Origin of the sequence: Enterococcus pallens ATCC BAA-351, assembly GCF_000407485.1 — a bacterium.
Lineage (GTDB): Bacteria > Bacillota > Bacilli > Lactobacillales > Enterococcaceae > Enterococcus_A > Enterococcus_A pallens.
Genome location: NZ_ASWD01000007.1, coordinates 231,605 through 253,417, shown reverse-complemented (window position 1 = coordinate 253,417; position 21,813 = coordinate 231,605). Strand labels below are relative to the sequence as shown.

The following is a 21,813-nucleotide window of genomic DNA, read 5'->3' as shown; positions in this document are numbered from 1 at the left end:
ACGACCTGATTTGATTATAGCAAAAAGCAAAGGGATAGGAGAGAAATAATTTGAAGAAAAAGTACCAGCGAGTGTGGAACCAAGAAGTATTTCGTTCCCGAAGTAAACATCCAAAATTAAAGAAGGGAATCATCGGGACTACGACACTGTTAGGTTCTGCCTCGATTGCGCTAAATAGTACCTCTGTTTTAGCCCATGCAGCAGAAGAAGTTATCGCCTCTGAAAATAAAATCAGTAGTGAAGCACCACCAACAAGTGGGTCAATTTCATTTGGAGCTGCAACAGCTGACAAAACGGCAACGACTTCTATGGTTGATCAGACCAAGGCAACTGCCTCAGCTGAGACGAAAGAAGAAGCGAAGACTGTTGTTCAGGAAACTGCAAAAGCAGAGACGGTAGAACAACCAGCTGCATCTGATGAGAAGAGTGAACAGTCCGTTTTACCTAATCAAAACAGTACAGCAGCTGAAAATCAATCTGGAGAAGAAACCACAAATTTGGAATCGGATAAGGAAGAACTTCCAACGCCTAATCCAAATGGGGAAGAGGAAGCACCTACACCAGATCCTGGCGATACGGAGGGAGAGACACCCGATCCTACTCCTACGCCAGAGGAACCGAAACCAATTCCTGAACCAGAGAAACCAGAGCCAGAGAAACCAAAACCAGAACCTGAGCCTGAAAAGGAAACGCCGGCACCCGAACAGCCGAAACCAGCTGAACCGGAAAAAGAGACTCCGGCAACTGAATCAGAATATGAAGTCATTTACGTGCAACAGCCGGTGGAACAACCCGTTCAAGAACCAGTGTCTGAACCGATTGTTGTTCACTCACCGGAAAATGTGGTACCGGTTGGGCCCCAACAAACAACAGTGAGTCATGGTTCTATCAAGTTTGATCGGAATCTAACCACGACGGAGTTCATTGAAGAAATCGGAGAAGCGGCAAGAGAAGTTGGGCAAGAACATGATTTATATGCCTCAGTCATGATTGCCCAAGCCATTCTAGAATCAGGGTCTGGCGGCAGTCAATTGGCGCAAGCTCCAAACTACAATTTGTTTGGGATTAAGGGTGAGCATGAAGGTAAAAGTGTCAGCTTTGCCACTCAAGAAGATACTGGTGGCGGTAATATGACAACTATTCAAGCCAGCTTCAGAGCCTACGACGATTACGAAGATTGCTTTGAAGACTATGCAAAACTGTTGAAAGAAGGGATTTCCGGTAACTCTGATTTCTATAAAGGAGCCTGGAAAACCACTACGGAGAATTATGAAGAAGCGACGGCTTTCTTAACAGGCAAGTATGCCACCGACACTTCTTACAACAAGAAGCTGAATGGCTTGATCGAAACCTACAACTTAACACAATACGATCATCCGAAAGAAGAGGGGACAGCAACTAATCAAGTCGCTTCATCGGGGTATTTACTACCATTAAATGATTTTGTCGTGTCTAGTTCCTTTGGGATGCGCGGCAGTGAATTCCATCGCGGGATTGACTTAGCTGCAGGAGAAGGCATGCCTATTTTCGCTAGTAAAGCGGGCACGGTCTTAATTGCAGAATATCACTACTCATGGGGCAATTATGTCGTGATCCAGCATGAGAATGGTGAAACGACCTTGTATGCTCACCAACGCAACTTCGCAGTTAATGCAGGTGAACGAGTGGAGCAAGGACAAACGATCGGCTTTGTTGGTTCAACCGGGAATAGCACCGGCAGCCATTTGCACTTTGAATTGTGCTTAGATTCAACCTTAGCAGTGGAGCGACTGGTTGATCCAGCAACAGTATTGTTTTAGGAGGGGGAATTGAATGAAATTTGATGCAGAAAAGATTAAGAAAACCACGTTTCCCGTGGCATCTTTTTCGGGCTATCGGAAATACGACGTGGATGACTTCTTGTATTACGTCGCCAAAGATTATCGGCGATTTGAACAAGACAAGGAAGATCTAAAGGAAGAGATCGAGATGTTGACCACGCATCAGAAGAAACAAGCCGAAGAGATGAGCAAGGAACGTTCGGAATATGTGGTCACCATTCATGAACAGAAGAAGCAAATTGAAGACCTGGAACGCCAGCTGCGAGACCTGCAATTCAAGCAAAAGCAAGAGCCGGTTAAGCCAACCGGCAGCACCTTCCAGGAAGCCATCCTGATTTCTCAGGAAGCTGCCTTGGAAATCGAGCGCAGTGCCGAAATAGAAGGCGCCAAGATTATTGAAGAAGCCCATGTGGAACGGGGACGCATCATTAAAGAAGCCAAAGAAGAACAAGCACAGCTGATGCGAGAAGCCCAAGCGAAACGGGAAGGGCTGCAGCAGGAAATGGCGCGCCTGATTGAACAAATGGAAGCCAAGAAGCAAGAAATGGAAAGCACCCGCCAACAAGAGCTGATGAAGCTGGAACAGGAAAAAGCTGTCATGTTGGAGGAGGCCAAAAATGAATTGGCACAATTGGCCGAACAAATGGCCCACACCAAGCAGGAGCTGGAACTGGCTAAGCGAGAAGAAATCAACTTCCGCGACACGCTGATTTATGACTATAAAGCCGCCCTGGCTCGGGTCAATGATGAGAAGTGGGAACACTGGGCCACGGCCTATCAGGAAGAATTGCAAAAAATCCAAGCGTAAGAAAGGAACTATGCCAATGAATTTTGAAGCCATTGAGATCAGGAAGCTGACCTTTAAGAAAAATGTTTTAGGCGGCTTTCGTCAGCTGGACGTCAATGATTTTCTGCGAAATGTGGCGGATGACTATGAGACCTACGACGAACGTATTCGCCGCTTAGTCGAAGAAAAGGATCGCTTGGACGCCGAGCTTGCCAAACATCAATCAGGACAACACACAGCGGTGACGCGATTGGAGCAGGAAAAAAATGAGTTACTGAAGAAAATCCAGCAGCTGGAACAGGAAAAGAAACAGCTGGAGCTTCAAAAAGAACCGCTGGAACGCTTCCAGGAGCTGCAGATTGAGTACGAGGATCTCAATAAGATGAAGCGCATCGCGCAAAAGACCCTGCAGGCCGCGGAAAAAGCAGCCAACCGACTGTTAGAGGAAGCCGAGAAAAAGAAAGCTACTTTGCTTTCTGAGGCGGAGCAACAAAAGACCAGTTTGCTAAATGCGGCAGAAGAAGAGCGCCTGCAATACCTCTTCGATGCCAAGTTAGAAATCAGCTCCCTGCAGAAGGAACAGGATCAACAGGCCCATGAACTCTTAGCCGAAAAAGCCAATCTGGAACAAAAACGGCAAGAGCTGCTGCAGCTGAGAACGCAAATTTGTGAGGAAGTCCAAACCTTCGCCGGCATGATGGCAGCAACTCGACAAGAAATCAGTCAAGAATACGTGAACAGCATCGAGACCTTAACGAAGCAGAACGAAGCCGTTCGTCAAAAGACACAAACCAGCAGCACACCACAAGAACCACCAACCCTGGTACTGACACAGGAGAAAGAGGTCATGTAAGTGGGGAAGAAAGCAGAGACGGCGTCGATCTATGATCCCTTTGTCCTGCGGTATTTAACGTTGGAAAAGAAGTTCAGTCAAAAGGTGATCTTTCTCTATGACTTCAAGGAATACAAGACGTTGAAGGAGATCTTAGTGTTGGCGGAAAAGGTGAAGGAGCTGAGGAAATGAACTTATTTCTGTTGCAGAATAATCTGGTTGGATTCATTAAGTCTGGTAGATCTCTGTAAACATTAGTTTTTACCGTAGTTTGATTGATTTCATCTTGATAGGTCACCGCGTAGGAAGAGAATATACGATCGAAGCGCAGTATGAAAAGGACGAGAACGGACTTTACCCTTGGGAGGCAGATACCGATGACAGTCCGAATCGCGTCACACCAGAAAGTAAACCCATGATTAACTCATGGGGCCCAAAACGCGGCAGGTGGCGATAACTACCTGAAAAGGAAATGAGCAGATTGTTGGAGAAGGAGCACGACAGGTAGTGGAAGTAGAAAAGTTGGAACGATTGCTTAAAAAGGTTCCGATTGATACGGCAGAGAAGCATTTATTTCTATCCGTATCTAATGGAAGTGATCGAGCAAAGGTCAAAAATATTCGAACGGCAACCTTAGAGGAGGGCTTGGATTGGCTGAAAAAGGAACTAGCCAAGGCTAAAGGCCCCATGATTCGCGTGGACATTGTTCGCACGGTGGAGGAATGTACCTACCTCGAACTCATGCGAAAGCTGGCAAATGTTCCGAGAAATAATTATTTTCGACGAGGAATTGCCTTTGATAAGAAATTCAATGTCGCTTTTTTAGCTGAAGAGCTGATGGGCAATGCGTTATTGAAGCCTTCAGAGAAGCATAAGGTCGGCTTCAATTCACCAGAATTGTCCTTTGATCAAAAAAACGTAGACGGGTATATGATGCGCAAGTACGGTGAATCATTGAAAAACAAGATTCCCCAGCGGAAATTTTACGTTTTTGATACCCAAGGCTTCTATTTTGAGAAGGAGTGGTTGCCTTTATCCATCCAGCCCCAACAAGAAGGCATGCGAGCAACTGATTTGCATCGGTTACCCCAGCAGGTGGATGAAGCCATTACCAATGGCGAAGCCTTTTTACAGCGACAGATTCAGGCATCGGGTCAGTTCATTTATGGCTATTACCCGACCTATGATTATCAGATCAAAGGCTACAATTCGGTGCGGCATTTTTCCAGTGTCTATGCCTTACTGGAAGCCCAAGAATATTTAGGTTTAACGGAAGAACTCAAGGATTCAGAACGTGCCTTGGATTGGGGATTAGATCACCTAACCTTAGAAAAAGATGGGGCTCTATTCATCCAGGAGCAGACAGCTTCGGGGACGTCATTAAAGCTGGGTGCACAGGGCTTGGCGATTTTAGCTCTGGCTAAATTCCAGACGATTACTGGCAATGACAAATACGAAGCAGCGATTAATCGAATCATTAAAGGAATCGAAACCAAGTTTGTTTCTTCAACAGGTGAGACCACACACATATTGGATGAACAGCTGGAGACGAAGAAGAAATTCGAGATTATCTATTACGATGGGGAAGCAGTTTTCAGTGTGCTGCGAGGGTATGCGATTACGAAGAACCCCGCACATTTAGCCTTAGCGCAAAAATTATTTGACCGATTTGTGGCGAAAAACTACGAACGGTACCACGATCATTGGTTGAGCTATGCCACCAATGAATTATTGCTTTATTTAGACGAGAAGAAATACTACGAATTCGGCTTAAAAAATGCGTTTGAAAATTTGCGCTTTATCGAACAGCGGGACACCGCTTACCCAACCTTGTTGGAGCTGCTTATGGCAGCGATCAAGATGACAGACAAGGTGAAGGCGACAGAGTATTACAAAACCAAGGCCTTCGATCGTTTTGTGTCTAAGGAAGACTTTTGGCGACTAAGGGAAGTGGCTAGAAAACGAGCGGAAGTCGAAATCGAAAAAGGTGTCATGTATCCAGAAATGGCCATGTTTTTAAAACGGCCTGAGAAAGTGGTTCGCGGCTTCTATACGCGCCACGACAAATTCCGGATGCGGATTGATGACCAGGAACATTTCTTAAGTGGGTTGATTCATTTTTACGAGTATTTTTATCGCGATTAGGTTGAAGAGAACAAAAGGATTATTAGGAGAAAAGGGGTTATAACAGCATGAGAAACAACCGAAAGATTGTTTATCGACAGGAAGCCATCAAGAAATACAAGATGCACAAGGTGAAGAAGAACTGGGTAGTCAAGGGCGGTATTGCTGGGGCAATGCTGGTCAGCACGGTTGGTACACCACTAGCAAATCAAGTCAGCTATGCAGCTGAGAATGAAGTGGTGGATGGGAGTGAAGCCGAGAAGCAGAAAATCAATCAGAATACCTCTTCTTTGGCAGCAAATAATCTAAAGCCGAGAGCTGGTGAAGTTAGGGACAGTGGTGTAACTTGGATAGCAAATGAGACTGAAGAGTCAATTGTGCAAGTATCTGAGGTCAGACGTACAGCTTCAGAAGGTGCTACGGCCCCATCTGTTTATGACGGTGGAACCATTCATAATGGTATAGGCTTTAAAATAAGAATTAGTAATGACGAAAAACAGAAGGTTAATATTGGGGATAAAATAATTATTCCAATTACTAGTAATATAAATAGCATAACGCCTTACCGTACAGGACTTTTCGAAGGAATAAGCGGAACAATTCCTGATATAGGAACAATAAAATTCATTTCTGATGATGTTGGATTTGAACTGGAAGTAACTGAAAATATGGATGCGGCAGTGGAAGCACAAGTAAATCTTTCAGGATCCAATCCACCCAATGTGCGTTTTTCTGCCCAGTATAATACAGAATTAAATCAAATAGAATATACTCCAGTCTACATGTATTTTAATGGAGAAACGGTTGAAACAATTACAAGTACGGTAGTGTATACTCAAACGCCAGGTGCGACACATTACTCTGGCTGGGGAGTGTATGCACATGCGGGATCTTTCGATCTTGATTCAATTTATACCAACACAAGTATTTTTGATAGCATTGCTACTGGCGTATCACCCGAGTTATTAGATGACGATCTCATTCAGTTTACAAATATAGAAGTGGAGTCCGAAGCAGATGTCGCAAACATCGGATTTGGACCTAATCCATCGTGGTCGCATGTTTTTTTCCCAAGCCCTGATGGTTCTGGAGAGGTTATTTTTGGGGAATATGTTTTAACCAATACTACAAACAGACTTGTTGATGTTCCAGATGATACTTCTGAAGAGGACCTCATTGCAATTTTGAGGAATGAAGGACCAAATACCTGTGCAGTAGTGAAAAATTCTGATGGCACCTATACAGTTGCTCGAAATGTCGGTAACGGACAAAATGGTTTAAAATTGAAGGATTTTGAGGAATATAAACAGAGTGGAGCAAGTACACCAGCGGAGTTTTTAGAAATAGCATTAGGTATTCAATATGATAGTGAAGAACTCATTAATCAAGTAAATGATTTATATGAAAACTATGTTTTTGATACTAGACATAAGATTGCTTTTGATATGACAGACTCTTCAGTCACACATACAGTGAAATATACATCACATGATACTAACGGTGTAGAAGTTCCTGAAAGAATTGCTATCAGCGATCCTAATCAGATTGTTATTCAGGGGCAAAGTTATGTGCAATTAAACTTATACGACGAAAATGGGCCAATCGGAACAAAAACAATTAATGGCTGGCCAGATGAAACAGGGCGAATTACCGCACAGGACTTGGAATTTACTGGATATGAATTGAATTTAAGTAGACTACCTATTGGTGCTGATGCTTTAACAGGTGAAATGGATGTTACTTTCCCAACACAAGGGGAAACAACTTCTCTTGATTACTATTACACAGCAAAAGATTCATCTGTAACGGTTAAGTACATGCTAGATACAGATGGTGATGGTATCGGTGATATTTCAATCAATGGTGGGGATGATGATCAGACATTACCTGGAAAATACAATGAAGACTATTTTGCTCCAATAAGAAACTATAGAAGTATAAACTATGTGCTCCATGAAATACCGGCTAATAGATCCGGGAAATATGGAGACCCTACGCCAGATGTGGTTTTCGTTTATCAAAAAGTAGGTAACCTAATTATTGACACTACTGCTTATGATAACAATGCAACTGGTTCTTCTACGCCATACGCAATCCTTTCTGACAATTTGAGTCTCAGAGATTTGGAAGTTCCAGAACCAGTACCAGGATACTATTTTATAAATGAAGCTGGAGAAAGATTAGAACCTGGGACTATGATGCAGCCAGCAACTAAAATGGGAGATACGACTTGGCGTTTAGTACCTGAGGAAGCAACCGTGACTTACCATTATGTGAATCAAGCTGGAGAAACAATTGCAACAGATATTACGGAAAATACTACCGTAGGTGCATCCATCCAAGACAAGATAAATGTTATTGAAGGATATCTATATGTAGAAGCTGATGCAGGCAATCCTACCTCAGTTGGTCCAAATGGAGCCAGTGTAACCTATGTCTATAAACCAATGGGTGGGTTTATATGGACGAATCCAGATACTGGAGAAACCATTACCGTTAAATATCCAAATGACTCAACCGATCCAAGTAAAGCAATGGATCCAGATGATCCAGAATATCCAATAGTGATTCCTCATGTTCCAGGATATACCCCAACTGATGAAGGTGGGAATAAATTGGAGCTAGTTGATCCAGATGATCCAGAAAAAGGTTATAAACCACCGGCAGTTGCTGACCCAGGCGAAGATACAACTGTAATATACGGTGAAGATGACGAAAGTGATTCAGATTCTGATAGCGATTCGGACTCAGACAGTGACTCAGATTCTGATAGTGATTCGGACTCAGACAGTGACTCAGATTCGGATAGTGATTCAGATTCCGATAGCGACTCAGACAGCGATTCAGATTCTGATAGTGATTCAGACTCCGATAGCGATTCAGATTCTGATAGTGATTCAGACTCCGATAGCGATTCAGATTCAGACAGTGATTCGGACTCGGATAGTGACTCAGATTCCGATAGCGATTCGGATTCAGACAGTGATTCAGATTCAGACAGTGATTCGGACTCCGATAGCGATTCAGATTCAGACAGTGATTCGGACTCAGACAGTGACTCAGATTCGGATAGTGATTCGGATTCAGACAGTGACTCGGACTCCGATAGCGATTCAGACTCAGACAGTGATTCAGATTCCGATAGCGACTCAGATTCGGACAGTGATTCAGATTCCGATAGCGACTCAGATTCGGACAGCGACTCAGATTCGGATAGTGATTCGGATTCCGATAATGACTCAGATTCGGACAGCGACTCAGATTCGGATAGCGATTCAGACTCAGACAGTGATTCGGACTCGGACAGCGACTCGGACTCAGACAGCGATTCAGATTCTGATAGTGATTCAGACTCCGATAGCGATTCAGATTCCGATAGTGATTCAGACTCAGACAGTGATTCAGACTCAGACAGTGATTCGGACTCGGACAGCGACTCGGACTCAGACAGCGATTCAGATTCTGATAGTGATTCAGACTCCGATAGCGATTCAGATTCCGATAGCGATTCAGACTCCGATAGCGATTCAGATTCCGACAGTGACTCAGACTCCGATAGCGATTCAGATTCAGACAGTGACTCAGACTCAGACAGCGACTCAGACTCAGACAGCGATTCAGATTCGGATAGTGATTCGGACTCCGATAGCGACTCAGATTCAGACAGTGATTCAGATTCGGATAGCGATTCAGATTCGGATAGTGACTCAGACTCGGATAGCGATTCAGACTCGGATAGTGATTCAGACTCGGATAGTGATTCGGACTCAGACAGCGATTCAGATTCGGATAGTGATTCGGACTCCGATAGTGACTCAGATTCGGACAGCGATTCAGATTCGGATAGTGACTCAGATTCAGACAGCGATTCAGATTCCGATAGTGATTCGGATTCCGATAGCGACTCAGACTCGGACAGTGACTCAGATTCGGATAGTGATTCGGACTCAGATAGCGATTCAGATTCCGATAGCGATTCAGACTCGGACAGCGACTCAGACTCCGATAGCGACTCAGATTCAGACAGTGATTCGGATTCCGATAGTGATTCAGACTCAGACAGCGATTCAGATTCCGATAGCGACTCAGACTCGGACAGCGACTCAGACTCAGACAGTGACTCAGATTCCGATAGTGATTCAGACTCAGACAGCGACTCAGACTCAGACAGTGACTCAGATTCCGATAGTGATTCAGACTCAGACAGCGATTCAGATTCCGATAGTGATTCAGACTCCGATAGCGATTCAGATTCAGACAGTGACTCAGATTCGGACAGTGATTCGGACTCAGACAGCGATTCAGATTCCGATAGTGATTCGGACTCGGACAGCGACTCAGATTCCGATAGCGATTCGGACTCAGATAGTGACTCAGATTCGGACAGCGATTCAGATTCTGATAGTGACTCAGATTCCGATAGTGATTCAGACTCAGACAGTGACTCAGATTCCGATAGCGATTCAGACTCGGACAGCGACTCAGACTCGGATAGCGACTCAGATTCCGATAGTGACTCAGATTCGGACAGTGACTCAGACTCGGATAGCGACTCGGATTCTGATAGCGACTCAGATTCCGATAGCGATTCAGACTCGGACAGCGACTCAGACTCGGATAGCGACTCAGATTCCGATAGTGACTCAGATTCTGATAGTGATTCAGACTCCGATAGCGATTCAGACTCAGACAGTGATTCGGACTCGGACAGCGACTCGGACTCAGACAGCGATTCAGATTCTGATAGTGATTCAGACTCCGATAGCGATTCAGATTCTGATAGTGATTCAGACTCCGATAGCGATTCAGACTCAGACAGTGATTCGGACTCGGACTCAGACAGCGATTCAGATTCTGATAGTGATTCAGACTCGGATAGCGATTCAGATTCCGACAGTGACTCAGACTCGGATAGCGATTCAGATTCCGACAGTGACTCAGACAGCGACTCAGACTCAGACAGCGATTCAGATTCCGATAGTGATTCGGACTCCGATAGCGACTCAGATTCTGATAGTGATTCAGATTCCGATAGCGATTCAGATTCTGATAGTGACTCAGACTCGGATAGCGATTCAGACTCCGATAGTGATTCGGACTCAGACAGCGATTCAGATTCCGATAGTGATTCGGACTCCGATAGTGACTCAGATTCGGACAGCGATTCAGATTCTGATAGTGACTCAGATTCAGACAGCGATTCAGATTCCGATAGTGATTCGGATTCCGATAGCGACTCAGACTCGGACAGTGACTCAGATTCCGATAGTGATTCGGACTCCGATAGCGATTCAGACTCGGACAGCGACTCAGACTCAGATAGCGACTCAGACTCAGATAGCGACTCAGATTCGGACAGTGATTCGGATTCCGATAGTGATTCAGACTCAGACAGTGACTCAGATTCCGATAGTGATTCGGATTCAGACAGTGATTCAGACTCAGACAGTGACTCGGATTCCGATAGTGATTCGGATTCAGACAGTGACTCAGATTCGGACAGCGATTCAGATTCCGATAGTGATTCGGATTCAGACTCGGATAGCGATTCAGACTCCGATAGTGATTCGGACTCAGACAGCGATTCAGATTCCGATAGCGATTCGGACTCGGATAGTGACTCAGATTCGGACAGTGATTCGGACTCAGACAGCGATTCAGATTCGGATAGTGACTCAGATTCAGACAGCGATTCAGATTCGGATAGTGACTCAGATTCGGACAGTGATTCGGACTCAGACAGCGATTCAGATTCGGATAGTGACTCAGATTCAGACAGCGATTCAGATTCGGATAGTGATTCGGATTCCGATAGCGACTCAGACTCAGACAGTGACTCAGATTCCGATAGTGATTCGGACTCCGATAGCGATTCAGATTCAGACAGTGATTCGGACTCAGACAGCGACTCAGATTCCGATAGTGATTCAGACTCAGACAGCGATTCAGATTCCGATAGTGATTCAGACTCGGACAGTGACTCAGATTCCGATAGTGACTCGGACTCGGATAGTGATTCAGATTCAGACAGCGACTCAGATTCAGACAGTGATTCAGATTCCGATAGTGACTCGGACTCGGATAGTGATTCAGATTCCGATAGTGATTCGGACTCCGATAGCGATTCAGATTCAGACAGTGACTCAGACTCAGACAGTGACTCAGACTCCGATAGTGATTCGGATTCAGACAGTGACTCAGACTCCGATAGTGACTCGGATTCCGATAGTGATTCAGACTCGGATAGCGATTCAGATTCCGATAGCGACTCAGACTCAGACAGCGATTCAGATTCCGATAGTGATTCGGATTCAGACAGTGACTCAGATTCCGATAGTGATTCGGATTCGGATAGTGACTCAGATTCGGACAGCGATTCAGATTCTGATAGCGACTCAGACTCGGATAGCGATTCAGATTCAGACAGTGACTCAGATTCCGATAGCGATTCGGATTCCGATAGCGATTCAGACTCCGACAGTGATTCGGACTCGGATAGCGATTCAGATTCCGATAGTGACTCAGATTCGGATAGTGACTCAGATTCGGACAGTGATTCGGACTCCGACAGCGATTCAGACTCCGATAGTGACTCGGATTCAGACAGCGATTCAGATTCCGATAGCGACTCGGATTCAGACAGTGACTCAGACTCGGACAGTGATTCGGACTCCGACAGCGACTCAGATTCCGATAGCGATTCAGACTCGGATAGCGATTCAGATTCAGACAGCGATTCCGATAGCGATTCAGATTCCGATAGTGACTCGGACTCTGATAGTGATTCAGATTCAGACAGCGACTCAGATTCCGATAGTGATTCAGATTCCGATAGCGATTCAGACTCAGACAGCGATTCAGATTCCGATAGTGACTCAGATTCGGACAGTGATTCGGACTCCGATAGTGACTCAGATTCGGACAGTGATTCAGATTCTGATAGCGATGCAGATGCTGATTATGACAATTGGTTTGTTAATCCGCCGACCTTAAATCCTAACACGGCTGGTGATACAGTTATTTCTGGAAGAGTTCCTAGTCAAAATATGGATCATGATAGAACCTATACAGTGGATCTTTATGTGAATGGTCAACTGATTGTTAGCGGAATAGAAGTTGAACCAGGTGGCACTTTCCAATATGACTTAGCCGAAATTGCCAATGAATATGCAAGACTTACCGGAAGAGTGCTTGAAGAAGGCGATGTTATTACTGCCTTAGTCAAAGGACATCAAGAGGGTAAAGAGGACAAAGTAAGTCAAAGTGTAAGTACTGTTGTTCAAGGTGACAATGATTCAGACTCAGATTCCGATAGTGATTCAGATTCGGACAGTGACTCAGATTCCGATAGCGACTCGGATTCAGACAGCGACTCAGATTCTGATAGTGATTCAGATTCGGACAGTGATTCGGACTCGGACAGCGACTCAGATTCTGATAGTGATTCAGATTCGGACAGTGATTCGGACTCGGACAGCGACTCAGATTCTGATAGTGATTCAGATTCGGACAGTGATTCGGACTCGGATAGCGACTCAGATTCAGACAGTGACTCAGATTCGGACAGCGATTCAGACTCGGATAGTGATTCAGATTCTGATAGTGATTCGGACTCAGACAGTGATTCAGATTCTGATAGTGACTCAGATTCGGACAGCGATTCAGATTCTGATAGTGACTCGGATTCGGACAGCGATTCAGATTCAGACACTAATAAACGTACCGGACTTCCTAATACAACTAGCAATAACAGCTCTGGTACTTCTGCAACTAAAAAATCACTGCCTAGCACCGGAACAGAGGATGAGCAAATTCTCTATTCTGTAGCTGGTTTAGGACTTGTTTCGATGGGAATTGCTTTTTACGGCACCTCAAAGAAAAGAAAAAAAGGTGACAATAGAATCTAAGAAGTAGCTGAACTTGAAAAGGCTGTACGTATCATTATTAGTGCAGCCTTTTTCTAAAGAGGAGGTCTAGGGTTGAAGGGAAATGTGTATGTTGTAAAGAAAAATCAGAATGTTCACAAAAGATATCGATTACACAAAGTTAAAAAACATTGGGTAGTCAAAAGTGGGATTGTTGGTGCGATGTTCTTGGGACCTAGTGTCGCAGGAGCAGAAGATGTGGTAACCACAGTGGAGGTAGCGGAATCCAGTTTAGATACAATAAGGACCAATCCAATTGACGACGGAATAACGAATCCTACTTCTGACGGATTGACAAGAGAAACACCTCTAGAAGAACAAGTAAGGGTACAAATCGTTGAACCAGCTATACGAATGGCTCAACAGGTTCAAAATGAACCAGAGATTGCTCAATTAATTGAAGCATTATTGCAGGCGCAACGAGACGATACTACGAATTACTATGGAGGCGTTCAAGTAGCCGCAGATGCGTTAAAGGCAGCCACCACACCAGCAATTACAGCGAGAACAGGAGCAGTCAATCAAGCAATAACTATCCGGAATCAAAAGGATTATCGAAATGGTATTTCCGGCTTATTTGGCATAACTTACCATAACCGATTGGATGAGCCCTATAGTCGATTACAAGCAGGGATTAGTGGTGCCGCTTCATCACCAGGAACGGTTACGACAGCAGAAGTTACGGCACTGGCTGCAGAGTATGAACAATTAGCGGATGAAGTTCGTAATGAAGCCTATGCGCTGCAAGGAGTTCCAGGACCATTATCCGATCAATACATGCAATCCAGCTATACTGCCAGATACGTCAATGAAGCTGGACAGTCTATCATTCTGGAAGAAACAATAGCCGCTTCATTTAACGAGGATATACCCATCACTCCCGCGAGAAATGAACCAATAGAAGGGTATGACTTTTTAAAGATAAATTGGAGTCTGTCAGATGACGTGGTGGCAGAAGATAACACGTCTGTTGTTACGTATGTTTATCGAGCGAAAGATGCAACAGTTACTTACAATTATGTATTTATCGATGAGGACGGGAATCAACAATTAATAACATCTGATGTGGTATCAACAAAAGTTGATGCAACAATTGACGAAAAGGTTATTGAAATAGAAGGGTATGAATTTGTAGACAAGGATGAAAGTACCTCAGATTCAGATATGACCGTGGACCGTAGTGGTCAATCGGTTGTGACGTATATTTACCAAGCGAACAAAGCAACTGTCACGCATCGCTTCGTTAATCAAAATGGTGTGGAAATCGCGGATGAACAACAGGAGCAATTAGCCGTGGGTTCAACGATTGCTAGTAAGAACGTTGAGATAGAAGGCTATGAATTTGTCGAACTTGGTCAAGAATCCGATGAAGACATGAAGGTCAATGCGGACGGCAGTTCAGTCATTTATTATGTCTATGAGGCGAAGGATGCACAAGTTATTTACCACTATGTGTATATTGATCCAGAAACAGAGGCCGTGATGAACCATTCTGTGACGGTTGATACAAAAGTGGATGCTGAGATTCAAGATAAAATCGAAGTAATTCGAGGAAACTACTATGTAAGGAGAGATGAAAGCTCAGATTCTGACATGATTGTTAACAGAAATGGCTTATCTGAAGTGACTTATATTTATCACTCCATGGGGGCTTATGTTTGGGAGTTTTCGAATGATGATGAGATTGATATTGATCCCGATCGTTCTGCACAACTTTATTGGAATGATCCAGATGATCCTACAAAGGCGCTTGCCCCTGATGATCCAAGAAATGGGCAAGTAGTTCCTTATTTTGATGGTTATATAGCAACTGATGCAGAGGGGAATCCTTTAGAATTAGTTGATCCAGATAACCCTAAAGAAGGATATAAACCGCCTGGCTATAAGGATCAAGCAGAAAATACAGTTATAAAATATGTAAAAGACGATGATGAATCTGATAGCGACGCAGATTCAGACTCGGACAGCGATTCAGATTCCGATAGTGACGCAGATTCCGATAGCGACTCGGATTCGGACAGTGACTCAGACTCCGACAGTGACTCGGATTCAGATAGTGACGCAGATTCTGATAGCGATTCGGATTCGGACAGCGATTCAGATTCCGATAGTGATTCAGACTCGGACAGCGATTCAGATTCAGATAGTGATTCGGACTCCGATAGTGACTCAGATTCGGACAGCGATTCAGATTCTGATAGCGACTCAGATTCCGACAGTGATTCGGACTCAGATTCAGACAGTGACTCAGACTCGGATAGCGACTCAGATTCCGATAGTGACTCAGACTCGGATAGTGACTCAGACTCGGATAGCGACTCAGATTCAGATAGTGATTCGGACTCCGATAGTGACTCAGATTCTGATAGTGATTCAGATTCGGACAGCGATTCAGATTCAGACAGTGATTCGGACTCAGATAGCGATTCAGATTCCGATAGTGATTCAGACTCAGATAGCGATTCAGATTCAGACAGCGACGCAGATTCAGATAGTGATTCAGACTCAGATAGCGATTCAGATTCAGACAGTGATTCGGACTCGGATAGTGACTCAGATTCCGATAGTGACTCAGATTCCGATAGCGACGCAGATTCAGATAGTGATTCAGACTCAGATAGCGATTCAGATTCGGACAGTGACTCAGACTCCGATAGTGATTCAGATTCGGACAGCGATTCAGATTCAGACAGTGATTCGGACTCGGATAGTGACTCAGATTCCGATAGCGACGCAGATTCAGATAGTGATTCAGACTCAGATAGCGATTCAGATTCGGACAGTGACTCAGACTCCGATAGTGATTCAGATTCGGACAGCGATTCAGATTCAGACAGTGATTCGGACTCGGATAGTGACTCAGATTCCGATAGTGATTCAGATTCGGACAGCGATTCAGATTCAGACAGTGATTCGGACTCGGATAGTGACTCAGATTCCGATAGTGACTCAGATTCCGATAGCGACTCAGACTCAGATAGCGATTCAGATTCAGATAGTGATTCGGATTCAGACAGTGACTCAGACTCAGATAGCGATTCAGATTCGGACAGCGACTCAGATTCAGACAGCGATTCGGACTCGGACAGTGACTCAGACAGTGACTCAGATTCCGATAGTGATTCGGACTCAGACAGCGATTCAGATTCGGACAGTGATTCAGATTCCGATAGCGATTCGGACTCAGACAGTGACTCAGATTCCGATAGTGACTCGGATTCCGATAGTGATTCAGACTCGGATAGTGATTCAGATTCCGATAGTGACTCGGATTCCGATAGCGATTCAGATTCCGATAGTGATTCGGATTCGGACAGCGATTCAGATTCCGATAGTGACTCGGATAGCGATTCAGATTCCGATAGCGATTCAGATTCCGATAGTGACTCGGATTCCGATAGTGATTCGGACTCAGATAGCGATTCAGATTCCGATAGTGATTCAGACTCGGACAGCGACTCAGATTCCGATAGTGATTCAGACTCAGACAGCGATTCAGATTCGGACAGCGATTCAGATTCCGATAGTGACTCGGATTCGGACAGTGACTCAGATTCCGATAGTGATTCGGACTCAGATAGCGATTCAGATTCCGATAGTGATTCAGACTCGGACAGCGACTCAGATTCCGATAGCGATTCGGACTCGGACAGTGACTCAGACTCGGATAGCGACTCAGATTCAGACAGCGATTCGGATTCAGACAGTGATTCGGACTCAGATAGCGATTCAGACTCAGACAGTGACTCAGATTCCGATAGTGATTCAGATTCAGACAGTGATTCAGATTCTGATAGTGATTCGGACTCAGACAGCGACTCCGATTCGGATAGTGACTCCGATTCCGATAGCGATTCGGACTCGGACAGTGATTCAGACTCAGACAGCGATTCAGATTCCGATAGTGACTCGGACTCAGATAGTGATTCAGATTCCGATAGTGATTCAGATTCAGACAGTGACTCAGACTCGGATAGCGACTCGGATTCTGATAGCGACTCAGATTCCGATAGCGATTCAGATTCAGACAGTGACTCAGATTCCGATAGTGATTCGGATTCGGACAGCGACTCCGATTCCGATAGTGACTCGGATTCGGACAGCGACTCAGACTCAGATAGCGATTCAGATTCAGATAGTGATTCGGATTCAGACAGTGACTCAGACTCAGATAGCGATTCAGATTCGGACAGCGACTCAGATTCAGACAGCGATTCGGACTCGGACAGTGACTCAGACAGTGACTCAGATTCCGATAGTGATTCGGACTCAGACAGCGATTCAGATTCGGACAGTGATTCAGATTCCGATAGTGACTCAGACTCAGACAGTGATTCAGACTCGGACAGTGACTCGGATTCGGACAGTGATTCAGACTCGGATAGCGACTCAGATTCAGACAGTGATTCGGACTCAGACAGCGATTCAGATTCCGATAGTGATTCGGACTCGGACAGTGACTCAGATTCCGATAGTGACTCGGATTCGGACAGTGATTCAGACTCCGATAGCGATTCGGACTCAGACAGTGACTCGGATTCAGACAGCGATTCGGACTCGGACAGTGACTCAGATTCCGATAGTGATTCGGATTCAGACAGTGATTCGGACTCAGACTCGGATAGCGATTCAGATTCAGACAGTGATTCGGACTCGGATAGTGACTCAGATTCCGATAGCGATTCAGACTCCGACAGTGATTCGGACTCGGATAGTGATTCAGATTCCGATAGTGATTCAGACAGCGACAGTGACTCAGATTCCGATAGTGATTCAGACTCGGATAGTGACTCAGATTCTGATAGCGATTCAGATTCGGACAGTGATTCGGACTCAGACAGCGACTCAGATTCAGATAGTGATTCGGACTCGGATAGCGATTCAGATACCGATAGCGATTCAGACTCGGACAGTGATTCGGACTCGGATAGTGATTCAGATACCGATAGCGATTCGGACTCGGACAGTGATTCGGACTCGGACAGCGATTCAGACTCGGACAGCGATTCGGATTCAGATAGTGATTCGGATTCGGACAGCGACGCAGACTCGGATAGCGATTCAGATTCAGACAGTGATTCAGACTCGGACAGCGACGCAGACTCGGATAGCGATTCAGATTCAGACAGTGATTCAGACTCGGACAGCGATTCAGATTCAGACAGTGATTCAGACTCGGATAGTGATTCGGACTCGGATAGCGATTCAGATTCAGACAGTGATTCAGACTCGGATAGTGACTCAGATTCTGATAGTGATTCGGACTCGGATAGTGACTCAGATTCAGACAGTGATTCAGACTCGGATAGTGATTCAGACTCGGACAGCGATTCAGATTCCGATAGCGACTCAGATTCTGATAGTGACTCGGATTCGGACAGTGATTCAGACTCAGACAGCGATTCAGACTCGGATAGCGACTCAGATTCGGACAGTGATTCGGACTCGGATAGTGACTCGGATTCGGACAGTGATTCAGACTCAGACAGCGATTCAGACTCGGATAGCGACTCAGATTCGGACAGCGATTCAGATTCCGATAGCGACTCAGATTCGGACAGCGATTCAGATTCCGATAGCGACTCAGATTCGGACAGTGATTCAGACTCAGATAGCGACTCAGATTCCGATAGTGATTCAGACAGCGACAGTGACTCAGATTCCGATAGCGATTCAGACTCGGACAGCGATTCAGACTCGGATAGTGACTCAGATTCGGACAGCGACTCAGATTCTGATAGTGATTCAGACTCGGATAGCGATTCAGATTCTGATAGTGACTCAGATTCAGACAGTGATTCTGATGGGGATGTTGACTATGAAGACTGGGTGGTTACTCCACCAACACTTGATCCAAACTATGTGGGTGGCTCAGTCATTACTGGCTTTGTGCCAGAGCAAGATACTGATTTTGACCGGTACTACACGATGGATCTGTATATTAACGGCCAATTGTTTATTGCAGATGTTCCAGTGACTCCTGGAAGCAGCTTCTCGATTGACTTAAATGACTATCTTGCTCGTATGGCAGGTATTACCTTGGAAGAAGGCGACGTAGTTGAAATTGTTCTGAAGGGGCATCAGCCTGGAGAAGAACAAAAAGAGAGCGAAAAGGTGAAGGACATCGTAAAAGCCGATAATGACTCGGATAGCGATTCGGACAGTGATTCAGACTCAGACAGTGACTCAGATTCGGATAGCGATTCGGACTCGGACAGTGATTCGGACTCAGACAGTGACTCAGATTCGGATAGCGATTCGGATTCAGATAGCGATTCGGATTCAGACAGTGATTCGGACTCAGACAGCGATTCAGATTCGGATAGTGATTCAGATTCGGACAGCGATTCAGACTCAGACAGTGATTCGGACTCGGATAGCGACTCAGATTCGGATAGTGATTCAGACTCAGATAGTGATTCAGACTCAGATAGTGATTCAGATTCGGATAGTGACTCAGACTCAGACAGTGATTCGGACTCGGATAGTGACTCAGATTCGGACAGTGATTCGGATTCAGATAGCGATTCGGATTCGGATTCCGATGGAAAACCTACAGTAAGTTCAAACCTGAAAAAGACAACCGGTCGAACCACGAAGACCGGGGCATTGCCTAAGACCGGAGCCGATGTGAAGGAATCTGCTTATCCAGCAGCTGGGCTCGGTTTGCTAGGTCTTGGATTATTGGGACTAAAAGATAAGCTTAAACGGAAAAAACACAGAACCAAAGAAACGATTGATGAGTTTTTCGATAAAGAGGAGTAGAAAGCAATAAGGAAACGAACGATCTCTCTAGAACAAAGAATTAATCTTTTTAGACGGATCGTTCGTTTTTTTAGCCTTATACGCTTTTTTTTAACAGAAAGGGAAGATATGAAGAAAAAAGTTTTGCGATTTTGTTCTTTTTTGCTGATCATTGTTGGTCTTTTTCTTCTATTTAATAAACCGCTAATCAATTTCTTCATAACTAACACAGGTGCTGTTTATGAGATCAGTCGGCTATCGAAGCAGGACTTAGAAAAGAATAAGCAAAAAGACGCCCCCTTTGATTTTGACCAAGTGAAGTCGCTCACTTCAGAAGCGGTGGTGAAATCGCAGTTAGCTGGACAGAAAAAAGAACTGCCAGTAATTGCCAGTATTGCGATTCCTAGTGTGAAAATTCGGTTGCCGATTTTCAAAGGATTATCGAATGAGGCGTTGCTTTATGGAGCAGGGACACTTTCACCGGATCAGGAAATGGGCGAAGGAAATTATGGTTTAGCCAGTCATCGGTCGGATCAACCAGATTTATTATTCACCCCATTAGAGAATATCGTGTTGGGAGACATTGTTTATTTAACTGACCTTTCCCATGTGTATACATATGAAGTGATAAATAAGGAAAAGGTCGTGCCAACTAAAACAGAGGTATTGGATGTTGTACCAGAGAAAAAGCTGTTAACACTGATTACTTGCGGTGACTTGTATGCAACGAATCGCTTAGTGGTTCAAGCAGAATTAATTGAAGTGAAACCGATGAAGCAATTGTCAGAAGAAGCTGCTCAAGCCTTTCAGCTTCCAATTCAATCGTATTGAGAGACCAGCAGATTATTTATGTGGACGAGAGGAAGTGCATGGGATGCGGCTAATCTTACTATTAACCAAGAATATTTTAGTAGAACAACGTTTACAGGAACAATTGCAGCAGCTGGATTATGAAGTGCTGTGTTCGGTTCAAGCCTTTCATCAATTGAGAAATAAAGGGCATGTGAGGGTTGATCACCAAGTGGTTATCTTTAGTGAAACCATCACTAATCGAGAAATTGCGGAGATCTTACCAAAGATGATGTTAGGCAACCTTGTGATCCTTCGCAAATTCAGTGTGGCGCCCTCTTTAGAGGAACAGGAACAACTGAGGAAGCTAGGAATAACAGAATGGATTTCAGATGATATACCAAGTGACCAGCTGAGAGAGCGCTTGGCTGAGAAAATGGAGCTCCTGCAGCAAACAGCCGAGGAAGAACAGGTCTCTATAACCCAGTATTCTGTTATGGCGGAAAAGCTGATGGAACAGTTTCTGAAGACGTTAACGAAGAAGGAAAAGAAAGTATTCCTTTACCTGCAGGAAGCCAATGGGGAAATCGTTTCTCGTGAGGAGCTGTGTGACTATCTATGGGGGGAAGAGTTAAATCATTCTCGCATGTCACAGCTGTCTGTATTAGTGAAAAGAATTAAGCAGAAACTGAAGGAAACAAGATTTAGTGAAGACTTGTTGCGGACGATTTGGGGCAGCGGGTATTGTTTGACACCGGAGTTTTCACTGGAGCTTGTGGAGTAAGCAGCACG

General features: G+C 44.8%; 9 protein-coding genes. All 9 read left to right on the top strand.

Annotation, left to right across the window (positions count from 1 at the left end; translation table 11 throughout):
- Window positions 1-50: 50 nt before the first annotated feature.
- The 9 genes from I588_RS26640 (at window position 51) to I588_RS24625 (ending at window position 21,805) form a co-directional block, all read left to right on the top strand.
- A complete protein-coding gene (locus I588_RS26640) occupies window positions 51-1,799 on the top strand; it encodes a glucosaminidase domain-containing protein (protein WP_010755874.1) in 1,749 nt (582 codons plus the stop codon).
- 13 nt (window positions 1,800-1,812) lie between these two features.
- Entirely contained in the window at window positions 1,813-2,628 is an 816-nt protein-coding gene (locus I588_RS24655) for a DivIVA domain-containing protein (RefSeq protein ID WP_010755875.1), read from the top strand.
- Window positions 2,629-2,644: 16 nt separating this feature from the next.
- Window positions 2,645-3,460 carry a DivIVA domain-containing protein gene (locus tag I588_RS24650; protein ID WP_010755876.1) on the top strand — a complete coding sequence of 272 codons (816 nt, stop codon included), beginning with the start codon at window positions 2,645-2,647 and terminating at the stop codon, window positions 3,458-3,460.
- Window positions 3,461-3,631, top strand: coding sequence for a hypothetical protein (locus I588_RS27630; RefSeq protein WP_010755877.1), 171 nt, complete (start codon window positions 3,461-3,463; stop codon window positions 3,629-3,631).
- A gap of 315 nt (window positions 3,632-3,946) precedes the next feature.
- Entirely contained in the window at window positions 3,947-5,584 is a 1,638-nt protein-coding gene (locus tag I588_RS24645) for a hypothetical protein (RefSeq protein ID WP_010755878.1), read from the top strand.
- A 47-nt stretch (window positions 5,585-5,631) separates the two neighbouring features.
- Window positions 5,632-13,470, top strand: a complete 7,839-nt coding sequence (locus I588_RS27095; RefSeq protein ID WP_016250095.1) for an LPXTG cell wall anchor domain-containing protein — start codon at window positions 5,632-5,634, stop codon at window positions 13,468-13,470.
- A gap of 72 nt (window positions 13,471-13,542) precedes the next feature.
- A complete protein-coding gene (locus I588_RS24635) occupies window positions 13,543-20,253 on the top strand; it encodes a MucBP domain-containing protein (protein WP_016250094.1) in 6,711 nt (2,236 codons plus the stop codon).
- 108 nt (window positions 20,254-20,361) lie between these two features.
- Entirely contained in the window at window positions 20,362-21,063 is a 702-nt protein-coding gene (locus I588_RS24630; RefSeq protein ID WP_010755889.1) for a class A sortase, read from the top strand.
- 43 nt (window positions 21,064-21,106) lie between these two features.
- The gene (locus tag I588_RS24625; protein WP_010755890.1) at window positions 21,107-21,805 is read left to right on the top strand and encodes a winged helix-turn-helix domain-containing protein; all 699 of its coding nucleotides are present in this window, start codon (window positions 21,107-21,109) and stop codon (window positions 21,803-21,805) included.
- Window positions 21,806-21,813: the final 8 nt, after the last annotated feature.

What these genes read in the sequence shown, in the direction of transcription:
- I588_RS24655 (WP_010755875.1), top strand. Translation starts at nt 1,813, where the DNA reads ATGAAATTTGATGCAGAAAAGATTAAGAAAACCACGTTTCCCGTGGCA.
- I588_RS24650 (WP_010755876.1), top strand. Translation starts at nt 2,645, where the DNA reads ATGAATTTTGAAGCCATTGAGATCAGGAAGCTGACCTTTAAGAAAAAT.
- I588_RS27095 (WP_016250095.1), top strand. Translation starts at nt 5,632, where the DNA reads ATGAGAAACAACCGAAAGATTGTTTATCGACAGGAAGCCATCAAGAAA.
- I588_RS24630 (WP_010755889.1), top strand. Translation starts at nt 20,362, where the DNA reads ATGAAGAAAAAAGTTTTGCGATTTTGTTCTTTTTTGCTGATCATTGTT.
- I588_RS24625 (WP_010755890.1), top strand. Translation starts at nt 21,107, where the DNA reads ATGCGGCTAATCTTACTATTAACCAAGAATATTTTAGTAGAACAACGT.